The sequence below is a fragment of the Shewanella surugensis genome (assembly GCF_023284005.1).
In the GTDB taxonomy this organism is placed as follows: Bacteria; Pseudomonadota; Gammaproteobacteria; order Enterobacterales; family Shewanellaceae; genus Shewanella; species Shewanella surugensis.
The window spans coordinates 1-14712 of sequence record NZ_JAKIKS010000134.1; the positions used below are offsets into that span (position 1 = coordinate 1).

At 41.0% G+C, this 14712-nt stretch carries 5 protein-coding genes; 1 reads left to right on the forward strand and 4 read right to left on the reverse strand.

Going from position 1 to position 14712, the window contains the following annotated elements:
- The first annotated feature begins 785 nt into the window (after positions 1 to 785).
- Positions 786 to 1016: a hypothetical protein gene (locus L2764_RS22565; RefSeq protein ID WP_248942583.1), complete on the forward strand. Its 231-nt coding sequence runs from the start codon at positions 786 to 788 to the stop codon at positions 1014 to 1016.
- A gap of 73 nt (positions 1017 to 1089) precedes the next feature.
- On the opposite strand, the gene L2764_RS22570 is transcribed toward L2764_RS22565, so the two are convergent.
- The 4 genes from L2764_RS22570 to L2764_RS22585 all read right to left on the reverse strand — a co-directional run.
- A complete protein-coding gene (locus L2764_RS22570; RefSeq protein WP_248942584.1) occupies positions 1090 to 2769 on the reverse strand; it encodes a PfaD family polyunsaturated fatty acid/polyketide biosynthesis protein in 1680 nt (559 codons plus the stop codon).
- A 62-nt stretch (positions 2770 to 2831) separates the two neighbouring features.
- Positions 2832 to 8870, reverse strand: coding sequence for a hotdog fold thioesterase (locus L2764_RS22575; RefSeq protein ID WP_248942585.1), 6039 nt, complete (start codon positions 8868 to 8870; stop codon positions 2832 to 2834).
- A gap of 44 nt (positions 8871 to 8914) precedes the next feature.
- Positions 8915 to 11233 (reverse strand): PfaB family protein, encoded by a 2319-nt coding sequence (locus L2764_RS22580; protein ID WP_248942586.1) that lies wholly within the window; start codon positions 11231 to 11233, stop codon positions 8915 to 8917.
- On the reverse strand, positions 11230 to 14712 hold a 3483-nt coding region (locus L2764_RS22585; RefSeq protein ID WP_248942587.1), incomplete at its 5' end, for a KR domain-containing protein. The genes L2764_RS22585 and L2764_RS22580, both read right to left, overlap by 4 nt.

Sequence of the window (14712 nt, forward strand, 5' to 3'; positions counted from 1 at the left end):
ATGGTTATCTTGCCATGATTTTATCACTTTTGATGCACTCAAAGAGAGTGTAAAAAACATCATGGATAATTATCCGTCAAAATATACGATAACTTTTAGTTAAGCACTTATCAAAGCTCTCGGTAAAGGCGGAATAGGTAAAGCATGACGAGATAATATCGAATGTATTTCTTTTTCCAACATATTAAACATTACCTTTAATATAAAGTCATAAACTAAAAATTTAATCATTAACCTAAATTCGGTTTAAACCTTGCCACTTAATACCCCTACTAATAATAATGACAAAGAAGATATGAAACCAACATTGGAAATATTTTATACTATTAACGCTAAGTCGATACCACAAAAAATAGGGGATAATAAAAACTGGTATTACCATAGTCAATATCGAAATAAAATCACAACAGATATTTTTACAGATAGAATATAAATAACATGAAATACACGCTATTTTTTATCATTACGAAACGAACATAAGGAAACACAAATCAATCAAAATTATAACAACAGTAGGATATCTTTATCCATAAAATACAAACACTCTAATGGGATTAAAATTCTTGATACATCTCCACTTAAGTAAAACTTTACGAAAATAAATGCAACATTTTTACACGTTAAATTAAACAATAAGTATCATTAATGCGTAGGCATTCAACTAACATACAGCAAAATAAAGTTAACCTTTTAAATTAAAAGAGCTTATAGTGTTTTACGTAACAAAGAAAAGTATTGCCCCCTAAACTATTTTACACATTTTATTAATAAAAAAGGATGCTTTTATGAGGGATGATAAACCTAAATATGTCACTGCTAACAAAACCACTTATTTAAAAACACCCCCTTTAAAATCCAACAATTTAAAGCCTATCGTCAAGACTCATATTGCTTTCTGGGTGCCCCTTTATATTAACAGTCTACATTTTTTATGTTCCTTATTAGGTACCCAACCCGATCCGATTAAACGACGAAAAATCATTGCCAAAGGGATCCGTTGGGAACGAATTCAATAACGTCCTCTTTAAAACATGAGGCCAAAATGCATAGAGCCTCATCCACATTTTTTCATTGAGTGATGACAACTTATTACGCCATTTTTTTATCCGGTAACCAGCGCCTTAAAGTAACAGGAAGATTAACGCCTTGAGCACAAAGATGATTAATACGATTGAGATATGCCGCTCCATAAAGTAAGTGTTTGGCAATATCGACGGCATGTCTTGCTTTATAATCATCAAGATAACTGCCTTTAGCCCATTGATTAAAGGCACCAAGTGCAGGCCCTGCCCAAATCTGATAATCCATCTCCCTACCCGCTTCACCGATATTAGACCAACGACTAGATAAGCCCAAATACCAACGAAAAATCAATGCCATCTTCCGCTTTGGATGACCCATTGCTCGCTCAAGCACTTTAGGATCACGCTCATTGAAAAAACTCACAGTGCCTTGCCATATATCCTCTAAACTGGATCTAAATATTTGACTCTCTAATTTTTCACGTTCATCAATCGGAATATCTTCGATTGCATCATAACGACTATAAATGTCATACAATTTATTTGCCCTCATAGGGAAAAAAGTCCCTCGTTTGACCACTTGTAACTTTACTCCCATCTCAAACATATCCGCCGCGGGTGCCATGGTGACATCCGCCATCTCCGTGGTCGATAACAACTGACGAGTATGCTCACTTGCTCCCGCTTCCACACACGCTTGATTAACAGAACCCGTGACAATATAAGCCGCCCCCATATTAAATGCAGCCAAAGCTGCATCTGGTGTTCCAATCCCGCCACCAGCACCAACACGTAAAGGCGTCAAGTATTGATATTCAGATTGAATACTGTCCCTAAGCGCTAATAAAGTGGGTAATAACGTTACTAACGGACGATTATCGGTATGGCCTCCAGAATCAGCTTCAGCGGTAATATCATCAGCCATAGGGACCTTCTGTGCAAGTAACATTTGCTCCGCACTGATCAAGCCTTCATCCACTAAGCCCTGCAATATTTTAACCGGGGCAGGTTGCATGAAATGAGTCGCCACTTCAACACGGCTCACTTTAGCGATCACTTTATTCGTAATACAAATTTGTCCGTTGGCATCACGACTTAATCCAGCAGCACGATAATGAACAATTTGAGGGGTTAACCCTAAAAATGCCGATGCTTCGACAGTTCGTACTTTATGTTTCAAAAATAATGCCACACTGGATTTTTCCATTGCTGGCTCATTGGGACTGTGTAATAAATTAAACGCGTACGGGCCATTAGGCAAGGCAGTTTGAATGCGAATAATGGCTTGCTCAACTCTTTCTTGTACTAACCCCCCTGCACCAAAAGAGCATAAAATACCCGCTTTACCCAGTGTAATCACTAATTCTTCTGACGAAATACCATTCGCCATCGAACCCGCATAATAGGCATATTTAACCCCATGCACTCGCCTAAAATAATGATCACCTAAACTTTGTGTCCCTAATGCAGGCGCAAAGGCACTGACAGGAAAACAAGGAGAATAGTCCTCCTTTCCCACGCTATTAGCAGAAAACGACGTTTTTTCACTCTCGAAACAACGTGTATCAATCAAAGAGGCTTGCTGACTAATGCCAAACCCTTTCTCTGTATGATTAACAAGATAACAGCTTCGACTGAAATCTTTTAACTGCTGAGACATCACTGCCAGATCAAAGCTCACATCAGACAGCTTAATTTGCCATGGCCACGGGGATAATGGTTGCTCACTGAGCTTTGTTTGTTCCATACACTAACACCTCATATCATTTTAACTCAATTTCATTGGAGATAAATTCACACTACTTGCCTTCACGCTTCTTCGATGCAAATAGCGATATTTTTAATCTCATAAATCCGTAAGCCGTCTTTACTTAAATTGGCATCCCCAACAATCACTTTCTTCCCCGCTTCATCCCTAATGGCAGTAATATGAATATCCACTGACATATGAGTATTCAATGGATTAATTTGACCTCGATATTTCCACTCAATATCAGAAAGAATATGATTTATCTTAGGGTTAATAAAACCGACTCCCAAATTTTGGTTGATGGCATAAACCTGCATTAATTCAATAATCGCCTCAACACCTAAAGAACCTGGCATAACCGGATCTTGATGGAAATGGCATTGAAAAAACCAATCACTCGGATCGATAGTACGCTTAGCAAATAAGTAGCCCAAACCTTGACGCCCACCGCATTCAACAATATCAACTTGATCTATAAAGTTCAGTTTTCCACCCGCCAATCGAAAATAAGGCTGATTTTTCGTCCCACAGAAATAGCGACTATTCCGATCCAACAAGTCAATTTGATGATCAGGAACAACCTGTTCTTGATGATGCCAAGCTTGGATCACTTTGCCCTTATCAAGCCCTAATTGATGCGTTAATGCGGCTTGATTAAAATAACCAAAAGCCGCCTCACCCTGATAAAAAGGCTCTCTATCGCAACTTAATTCAAAGGTAAAGCGCTGGATAATATTTGATCCCGCGATCACAGTGGATATAAGCCGTGAACGATTCATGATAGTTTTACCGCGTAAGTCAATCTCACGTAACAAAGTCCCTTTACCATCAAGATTGCGGAAAAATAAATCTTCATCGGTAAAAAGTAATGTAGTGCCCATATAGCCCGAAATAAAACCGTTAGGCTGAAGTGATATTTCCATCAAAATAGCATAAGGCATTTTAGCCGGATGATTATTTTGGCTGAAATACCAAGCATCATTAGGCACTTCATATTCAGCAACACAAGAAGCACCGTGCTTAAAATCGCCACGAGTCCCTTGAATATCAACCACACGAGTGGTGAGTTGTAAGTCTCCACAAGGGGTACGAGGGCATATTCTATTACGATAAACAGCAAAGTCAGCACCAAAACATTGTTCAATATTACCCGTAGCAAACTCAAACAAATGATAAGGGGTAAAAGGCAGACTGTCAGGCGTTCGATTTGGATCATCATGGCTCACAGGTGCAGGCACATGCTTAAAGGGAATGACACCTTTATTCGACTTGGCTTCAACATCTAATATTTGAGTCATCAAAGGGGCATTCACATTACTTTGGTTCTTTTTTTGCAACATGTAATGCTTATGACCTTGATAGCGTCGACACTTATCTTCTTCTTTGAGTACTACCCCTAAATTCCTAAAATCGACTACCACCTTACCATTGAGTACAATATCCACATTGGCTTTGGCAAAAGGTATAGGACTAAAGCCAATTTCAATAATTTCCATTCGATACGTTAGCTGCCCAGATTGTGGCACAACTTGCCCTCGACACCTCACTTGTTGGGTTAATCCTTCTAAGGGTTGAAAGCGTCCTTTCTCCGTCAGCGTATGCATACCTAAATAAAGCATATAAAACTGTAATAATTGTCCACAACCTTCTGCCATTAATGAACCGGCCATCACAGGATCATCTTTAAAATGACAAGGAAAATACCAATGTTCAGGCGATAATTGTTTATGGGCTTCTATAAATCCAAGCCCCCAAGCCCCACCTTTAGCATCAAGTTGACTGACTGCTTCTATCATTAAAAATTGTTTTGAGGTAAAACTCAACGAGGTTTGCAAAGGCGCTTTTGTCTTATGGCTTTCACCAAAGCATCCAACTAAATCGGCTTGGCTCAACTGAGTAATGTCATCAACACTAAATTGCATTTTTTGACAATCTAGCGAGGGTGTCATCGTTGGCCTTGGCCGCTGAAGCGCCTGTTCACGTACAGCAATTTCAGATCCCGAGCGGATCACCCCTTTCCCTTCAGCCAGCTCTTCATCAGTAAAGAAACCCGCACAACCATCATCCATTTTTAAGATCATCACATCATCGACAAAACACTCATAAGAGAAGAAAAATAATAATGTATCACCATTGCGGGCAAAATGATTAATCTTGATATCGTAGCGCAACGTATCGCCCGCTCTGGGCAGATCGGCTAAGAACGTTAAACTGCAATCTAATAGTCGATAAACACGCTCTCCCTTATTTTCAAAATCAATACCCAGATAACTAATCAACATGAGATCGCACTGACCCGACTCCACAGCGACAGCCCACAATATCTGCCCATCCAAAAGATATGGCGCATCAACAGGAATATCATATTCAGTGGTCATAGAGCTGGGTTTGAACTCATGAATTTTTGCATCGAGTTTGGTGACACGAGACACTAGCAAATAATCCGTTGTAGGTAATCGTACACGCCTAGAGTAACTGTCGATAATGGCATACTCGGGGCCAAAAACATTGGCTATTCTCCCTTCAGCATATTCACGTAAGTCATCATAATTCCAAATACACGGCTTATCATCATGCAGACGATCATAATAAGGTGTTGTCACTTCCGCTTCAGTTTCCCGCTCTTGATCCATTGCGATTTCAGCAGTATCAAAGGTGTCACTACTGTCAAGAGAGAGCAACTCAGCAGGCTCCTTTTTTTCATCTACTTGTTGATGTGGCCGCTTGAACCCCTCTGCTGAATTGAGTTTTCCATATTGTTGGGAGAACTGCAGTACTCTTAATTGCTGACTCAATTCTCTACTTTGTAAAAATGCCAAATGCACATCTTGCATTAACTGTTGCTGACTCAAGTGAAGAGGCACTATGTCTGCTAAAGTCATGCCTTGGTCCGCTGAGCCTGAAAGTGGTGAATTTTCAACGCTCATTGTTTCAGTGTTCATTTGAGCCACGCTTCTACTATTGACATTTGAAAGTGGCAGGGTCAACGCTTCGCCCGCAGCCTTTTTTTGTTGCCTCGATTCTGATAAAACAACATCGTTTTGACTGTCAATATCCAGCGTCTCTTTTATGTTTGAGAGACTAACTATTGACTCTTCATGACTCGATTTAACAGACATATTAAGTAATTGCATTTTTTGTTTAATATTTTGCTCATACGCTAACGGTGATTGCATAATAAACTCAAAGATATCTCGCCCACCTAACATCACTTTTTTGATTAATTTAGGCGCTGTAGTGTTTACACTTTGGGTCAAATGTTGAGTCAATCGCTGCTGAAGTCTTTGTTTCTGAGCATAAGTTTGCCTCAGCAAAACCACAGACTGTTCATCTTCATTGATACTGGCCACAGCAGCAACTGCCGCAGAAGTCTGTTCGTCGTTTGCTTTTGGCGCTAACTGCAATAACCCATTGAGTAAACTGGCCATACCAGCCGCAGCAAAACAATGCCCCGTCAACTCATCGGCATGAATCAATTTTGCGTGTGGGAGTAATGTTGCTAATTTATCAAGCTGAGTATGTAATAAATGAGTATCTCTACTCGGAGCAATATTCGACTCCAGTAAACTTATCTGCTGAGACAGACTCGATAAAACATCACTCGTAATAACTTGCTGTGCATTAATAGGATTAAAAATAAGCTCAGAAATATTTGCATAGCTCTTTAGGGGATCATTCACATCGTCCAATGCTTGAACGACAATCGCCCCCGCACCTTCACCAACATGCCAATGGACTTTATTAGAATGGTCTTCGTTTTTGATTTCTTTTAAAGCAGAAACCGCCTGAATACGATTGGTTAAACATACTTTTTCAACACTGCCACTTAAGTCCACCGCAGCGATCACCACTGCCTGTAAAGGATCTTTCTCGTCTTTATCAGCCAACAAGTTTTGCGCAACATCAAGACAACGTGCAACGGAATGCTCAACCGAAGAGATAGTGAATGCTGGCCCAGAAAAATCCCACAGTGATGCCACCCTAGATGCCATGATATTGCCAATAAAACTGGTATATTGATTTAACTTAGCAGCAGGTAGAAGACTATCCATAGTCATGGCTTCTAGTGCTTGGTATTCCTCATCACTTAATGCTATCCCTTGCTGCAATAAACTTTGCTGCAATTGGCTATGTAAATTAGCTCGCCCCCTAAATTGATGTAATTCAAGATCCGTTTCCATTGCCACTAAAACTGCAACATGCTGGCCACTTTTCAGTCCGGCATCACTAATGGCTTCATCAGCTATTTTCATCAGTAATAACTGTTGTGGGATCAATCGATCATCTTCATTGGGAGGTAATTTGAATCGTAAAAAGTCTAACTCAAAGCCCTCGATATAAGCGCCTTTAGGCACATCATTGAGTCCAAATTCACTCAATATATCGGGATGTTTATCTAATCCTTTCCAACGCTGGGTTGGCAGTTCGATAAACCCTGGTTGATGATGTTCAATCGCCCGAGCAAAAGCTTGAATAGAATCAAGTGGTCCAAAATGCGCTGACAGACCTATTATTGCCATAGAAACTGACTCATCTTGAGAGGAGAGGCTTTCAGGTAAGTCTGTATTCTGTTTTTGTTCTAAGCAGCCTTGTTTTAAATGATTCATCTCAACATTGGTATCGGAAGTGAAGTGCCATGTTTTTTCATCAAAAGAAGATAACAATAAATGCGCGTTACAGCCCCCGAAACCAAATACTGAAACACCAGCATGCCGAAGACTGTTGTTTTTTTTCCCTGCTTTATCTGGCCAATCAGTCACCTCGCTGGGTAAAGTATGCTTCCCAAAGAGTCCATTGGGTGATGACATGGTTTCGTTAGAATGAATACTCGGCGGTAACTGCCCAGTATTCATGGCATTAATCATTTTCATGATCCCGGGCATGCCTGCAGCAGTCAATAAATGCCCCAAATTAGACTTAACTGAACCAATCAATGGTGCGGGTGTGTTATCTAGCTTATCGGAAAAAAACCTCTCCATCGATGTGAGCTCAACTTTATCACCCAGCGGTGTGCCTGTTGCGTGACACTCGATAACCTCCACTTCACTCGGCTTAATACCGCTCTTATGATAAGCCCGCTCATAGGCTGTCACTTGCCCTTGGCTTTTTGGGCGAAGTACAAAATACCCTTTACCATCATTTGATAACCCCACACCGTCAATCACAGCCTGAATGTGATTGCCATCACGTATGGCATCTTCGAGCCTTTTTAGCACCAAGACTCCGGCACCTTCTCCAGCAAATAACCCCTGACTACGGCGATCGAAAGGCACGGCAACATCATTATCCGGATAAGCATGAAAAACAGAGAATCCCAGATGAACCACAAAGGGATCGGCACCAGACACTGCTGCGGCTAACATAACATCGGCTTTACTTTGAGTCAGATAATCACAGGCCAATTTGAGTGAATAAACGGAACTGGCACAAGCCGCATCTAACGTAAAATGCATACCGCCGAGGCCTAATGCCTTAGCCACTACTTTGGCATGGTTGCATCGAACGGCATCATCAATACTCGGCCCGCTATTCACTGCTGGCGTAAAAGGGGCAAGTGTCCATGCTTGCTTATCTTTCAACGCAAAGCGAGTTTGAAGCGCCTTATCAATAATACTATGATAAATAGGTAAAAAAACTTCATTTGATTGCTGAGTCGGAAAAGACAAAGCCCCCATCACCAACCCTGTTTTCATTAATTCTGTTGGCGTTAGATTAAGTTCGGCATTCAGTAACGCTTTTCTACAGGTATCGAGAGACCATTGCATACTGTCATCTAAACCTAATAGATATTCCTCATTCAACTGATAACCACTGGCATCAAAATTAAACTTATCGATATAGCCGCCCTTGTCACAATAAAAGCGATCACTTTGCCCTTGCACACCTCTAAAGTCATCAGCATTGGCTCTTAACTTCTGCTCTGACAACGCCGTTATTGCATCTTGTTTATGCAATAAATTTTGCCAAAAATCGTCAACATTGTGTGCTTTTGGATATAACGCAGCCCATCCCACAATCGCAATCTTCCCTCCCCGATTAGACTGAGAGGGAAGTAAAACAGATGATTGATTTAACTGTTCTTTATCATGAGATGGCATGTACTACTCCTCGTATAACAAAATGGTCAAATCAGAAACATAATTTATTGCTGTGTCTCTAATAAAGCCTCTGACGATTTAGCCTTGTCTAACATTTCATCTTGATTTTCAATCAAAATCGCTAAACCTAATTGCAAAGGTTGGATAGATAAAGGTACCCGATGACTAATTAATTGCGCAATGGCATTTAACAATTCACACACATCATCCTTCGCTCGACTACTTATTGCGACAGCGTCACATTGCTTTTCCACTTGTTCAGACTCGTTTATGCGATTAATTAAAATAGTATTCTGTCTATCCGCCCCGACTTCAAGAAACAAGGAGGCACCTATTCGCCTCGCATTATTAACATGCTTAGGGAAATCAAGTGGATGACACAAGTTATCTGCAACTGATTTGGCAATTTTTTTACCGCAAAAAGGGTTATGTTTATAGTGGACCCCTTGTTCTAATTGCGAACTGATAAAGGTAATTTGAGTCGGATCGATATTGTTTTTTGCTTTCACATGAGTTGAATATGTATCCTCATTATGTGAAAAAGCACGTTCCGTAAAGTCATTCAAGGGGCGTAAATAAAAATCATAGGTCTCTTGATGGATCAGCATCGCTGGCCCCGTATGCATAGCAGATACACCAGAGCTGGAAAGGCCTCTTGTCCCTAATGCTTTTATTAACGTTCTGCAACTTTGGTCGCAACCTGAAATGATGCAAGTATCACCTTGATTAATCGCCAGATACACTCTCGGATAGTCATCAATTAAGCTATTAATTTCTACGGCCGATTTTCTGAGCAAAAAACTGCCCCAACACACATTATCATGATGTTCATCATCATGACCGATATCATGTTCAAGTTGAGTGTTAATATCCGCTTGATGGCTTTCAACTTGATGAGACTCCGTTTTATGCTTGAGCCCCCAAGCCTTTCGTACCGCGTGTAAGTGTCCGGAAATCATGGATGAAAACAGTGAAGTTGAAAATGTATCGTCAATCATCTCATAGGGGTCCTCCCATACCCCTAAGCAAGCCCACATTGACACTTCACCCATCGAATAGCCCATCGAAAAACGAGGCTGGATCTGGAAGTTTTGGGTCAATAATTGAGTGAGTAAATAACTGCTTCCAACACCCGAAATTGCTTGCTCTGCTAATGTCATGCCTTTTTCATCGGCGCTATTTTTACGAATGCGAATGGGTTGTTTTAAATCTTCCTGTTGAAGAGCCGCCACTTTATCGGGTAAAACATAATTTAATTCAATATCTTGATAAATCTTGTCTGATTGCAGTATCGTCCTTAAATCCCCTTCACTTTCTAATCGATTATAAAGGTCTGGAAAATACTCATGTAATTGACTAAACATCTTATCAAAAACCGTACCCACGCCAGGATAAACAAAGGTTAAACCTTTATCCGTTAACGGCTTGGAAAAAAAGTAGCTTCCTGCTGGCGTTTGATAACGCCCTTCATCTGCTATCACTTTTGGTATCGCCTTAAAGACACTGTCAATCTCAAGCTCAAGTGCCGCAGCAGAGGTTGCTTGCAATACTACCGCCAACGATTGGTCCGCACCCAATGTGGCATAAGCATTTAAATTATCAGCCATCAAAGAAAGAACTGACACTCGAGGGAGTGATTGTGTTAACCGAACTAAAGCTTGCTGTAATTCACTTTGATTATTTCCCGTAAAAATAAAAAATAACCGCTGAGTTTGCACTAATGACTTTGCCGGAGCCTGATACGTTCCTTGGGTTAAAACAATACGGCTAGTTAGCTTATCCGCTTCGTCAGTATGACTAAAATTAACCGCGACCATGCGCGCCTTAAAAGGTGCCCTAAACCAGAAGTGAGATTGAGTCTCTGTCACTAATGTTCGGTTCATTAAATTAATAATCCACTGACAAAACCGAAAACATTTTTGTTGGCTATTAAAATCAACATACGATACACTTTTTATATCACTTTGATTACTTCTACCTTTTGCTTGAGAAAAAGTCTGTATTTCGGCTTGCTGAGTGACATCATCACACTGCATTGCTTGCCATTGAAATCCAGACAATATAGCATGGGGATGCCATTTAAGGCTCGCCGCTTTCAAAGCTGGCAACATCAAAATAGAATACGCAGGCATTTCTAACCTAACAACGTCCCCTTTAATAACCATTTGGATCGCTGAATCTAGATCCTCTTCAAAATGCTCCACACACTGAACAATAACATTGAAAGAAGCGAGTACCGTTTCATCAAAAGGAAACGAACTGGCTTTATTCTCCATCATCTTTTTTGCCTTAATAAAAAGGGCTATTCGCAATGAAACACCCGATTTAGTTGACGATCCATTGGCCACATTTGATAAATTCATAAGCTACCGCTTCCTTGCATTTGCAAAAAAAGGCACCCATCAGCCTCTAGACCATTTTGCGCATCAACAAGGTTCTTATTCGTTACCATCGTATTGGATAAAAAAGCCTCATTTAAGCTGTCACTTATCGTGACGACAGCGCCTTTCATCATGACACTTAACTCACCATTTTGATGATATAAAGACACATTGGCTTTTAAGCGATGAAGGTTTTGCTCCACCACCTCAAGTAACAACACTCCTTTATCCCCCGCTAAAAGCGGTTTATAAGCAATAAATTCATCAATACTGGTAGGCAAACTTGCGGAGTCGTATTTAAATCTTGCCCAGATCAACATGGCTTGCAGTAACAAATCTTCGGCATAAGGCTGACAGCCCCCCCATTGAGAACAAGGGGGAAAACAACCACTATCTCGAGGGGCTATTTGAGGTAACTGACATAGAGCCAATAACGATTCATCGTTAATATGCTGAATTGATCTAATGCCTTGCAAACGAGGGCCATGAAATAACACACCTTGTTTATAAAGCGTGTGGCCATTGATTATACCATTACTGCTGGTCTCTAATTTCAATGCCGCTTTATCCGTTAATGACGGGACTTTGTCTTGCTCTGTATTCGACACCAGTGTCACCACTAACCGAGCTCTAGATTGAGGTTTCTCATTGCAATACAGATCCGCTTTTAGCACTTGTTTGTTGATATCAGCTGTACCCTCTGGCATTAAGGTTAATTTAAGCACTTGATCTTCAAATAGGTCGAATATGATGCCTTTTAGAAGCTGGTAATCTTCCACCTGCACTTGTACATGATTGGCATCAGTGAATGCTAATCCACACGCCGATAATGCCGCTTCACGCATCCATTGAATGGCAAAAACAGCAGGTAATACTGGATTTCCTCCAATACAATGATCCAGAACAACGGGTAGTGACTCTAAATTGAGTCGACGGGTAACAATCACCACCTGTGTTAACGGTATGATCCCTACATTCTTAACAGCCTGATTATTTTGCTCTACATCAGACTGAAATGTCTGCGAGTGAATAAAGCTCAGCTCACTCGCATTAGTCTTTTTTACATTAATATTATCTTTCGTCGATATTTTTTCTTTTCTTGAGTGCGATCCGGCTTCCTTTTCACCTTGCATTGAACTGCCAACAACAATTTGAACATCTTCAGAACTCAATAATTGGCGAGCAAACAATTCGGCTCCAGAATCAAGTGGGATCACATCAACCCCTCTTTCAATGAACATCTTCTTTAATGCCGCATTGACCATACCGCCATCCCAAGGCCCCCAATCAAAGCTCATCACTTTAGTTTGTGGTAAGCAAACTGACAATTGCAGTGCTGCTTTATTCAGTATTTCATTCGCCATGGCATAATCACTCTGACCTTTATTGCCATAAAAAGCCGCTGCGGATGAAAATAATGCTAAAACTTTTAACTGAGCCACATCAATAACATTCATAATGGATGCTAATCCTGTGATCTTGGTGTCATAAACACGATTAAATTCATCTAACGATTTATCTTGAATATGCTTATCCGCTAATACGCCTGCACCATGAATAAGACCGGTGATCCCATGACAAAGTGAAACATTCTCTTTCGAATGAATGCCCTTCGGATCTGCCACTTTAAAATAGAAAGCTAAAGCTTTTGTTATTGAACTAGGATCCGTCACATCCATACTCACATATTCAGCCGTCGCTCCCACCTCCTTAAAGTCCTGCAACGCTGAATCAATAGTGATCGCATTTTTTATGGGTTCAATGAGTTGCGCTATTTGTTTAGGCGTCGGTTGTTGAGACTCTGCTTTCATATAAGCAATAGCCGCAGCTTGTAAATCATCCAGCCCCTTGTTATTCGTCCAAGTAGGTCTGTCTTCGAGACACATATACTGACTGCGACCCGCTAAAATAAAGTGCGCTGGTGCTTTCTTGGCCAATGCCAAAGCACACGCTTTAGTCACCCCTTTAGCGCCACCTGTGACTAAAACAGTATCGCTGGGTTGCAAACTGACAGAGGCACTTTTTGTGTTTGCCGCCCCCTCAATAATAAGATTATTTTCAGCTTCTTGATTCAATGAAGAATGGATCACTAACTGAGTTCGGCCTAAGAAGGATATCCCCACTTCATTGTATATTGAGCTTTGATCGCACAATTCAAGCAAAGTGGCATCGGCCACAGCCTGAGCATCCATTTCGGGCGTAATATCTAAGGCGCGGCAAAAAACATTATCCCACTCATGACTTAACGTTTTTGTTAATCCAGACAGCGCACCTTGATTTAACTCTGCTCCCTGGATCAATGATTCACTAACATAACCAAATCCACCATCCATGCGACTCACCGTCATAAAACAATGCCTAAAATCACCATGCGGTTTCGTTAATTCGGGTTGTAATAACTTCGCCCACAGAAAAGCCTGTTTAAGTTGACTCAAACTCTTCTCATTAAGCATCAATGGAGAATGAGACGTGGATATATTCTGTGTTGTGGGTTGTAGGTGAATAAAGCCCGCAACCTTACTAAAAGAATGCAAAATGTGCGCTAGCGTATCCCTCAATCCCATTTCATCATTGGTTAGAGGTTGAAAACTTTCAATTTCGGCGCTTAACGGCGATTGCAGTTCCCCCTCAGGTAAGCGGATCACTGCGACTTGTAAATGTTGTAAACGCAATTTTTCAGCCAAAGCGCCCGCATTGTGCCCATCATCTGTAATAATGATGCAGGCATTGTGTAGATAACTACTCAACTCAACATGACTAATCTCAGGCAGCGGAGCTAATACAACCTCACCATATTGAGGCAGCTCAATTTCCACGGTTTCATCCGAGGATAAAGGCATCACCTTGGTTGTCATCGCTTGCGCTTCAGTCACACTCGGCTCATCAATAGACTGATTCTTCATGTAAGTCACTATTTCACCTAAAGTACGGCACTCGGCTAAGTCCTCTGGGTTTAAGGGCGGTAATGACGCCGCCTTATCTTGTACTGTGCCAAGAATTTCCACCCGTTTAATCGAATCAATGCCTAAATCTGCCTCCATATCCATATCAAGGGATAACATTTCAGCGGGGTATCCTGTTTTTTCAGCAACAACATCAAGCATCAAGGTTTGTAACTGACTAGCGGAATCTGTTGCAGACGTTTGTTTCACATTACTTTTCATGCTGCTTTCTACACTAATGTCTGTACTCGTTTGAGTACCAGCATTAACATCATCGTCAGCAGCGCCCACACTTTCTTGCGTTGTATGAATGTTATCAACATCATTGCTGTGGGCCTCAATGACTCCTACGGGGGCAGTTGTAACTTTGTTATCTTCAGCGGGGGTCGACTGCGCGTTAAGATAAGCCACTATTTCACCTAAAGTACGGCACTCGGCTAAGTCCTCTGGGTTTAAGGGCGGTAATGACGCCGCCTTATCTTGTACTGTGCCAAGAATTTCCACCCGTTTAATCGAATC

Excerpts from the sequence above, each read along its gene's own strand:
- L2764_RS22565 (WP_248942583.1), top strand. The coding sequence starts at position 786 with ATGAGGGATGATAAACCTAAATATGTCACTGCTAACAAAACCACTTAT.
- L2764_RS22575 (WP_248942585.1), bottom strand. The coding sequence starts at position 8,870 with ATGCCATCTCATGATAAAGAACAGTTAAATCAATCATCTGTTTTACTT.
- L2764_RS22580 (WP_248942586.1), bottom strand. The coding sequence starts at position 11,233 with ATGAATTTATCAAATGTGGCCAATGGATCGTCAACTAAATCGGGTGTT.
- L2764_RS22570 (WP_248942584.1), bottom strand. The coding sequence starts at position 2,769 with ATGGAACAAACAAAGCTCAGTGAGCAACCATTATCCCCGTGGCCATGG.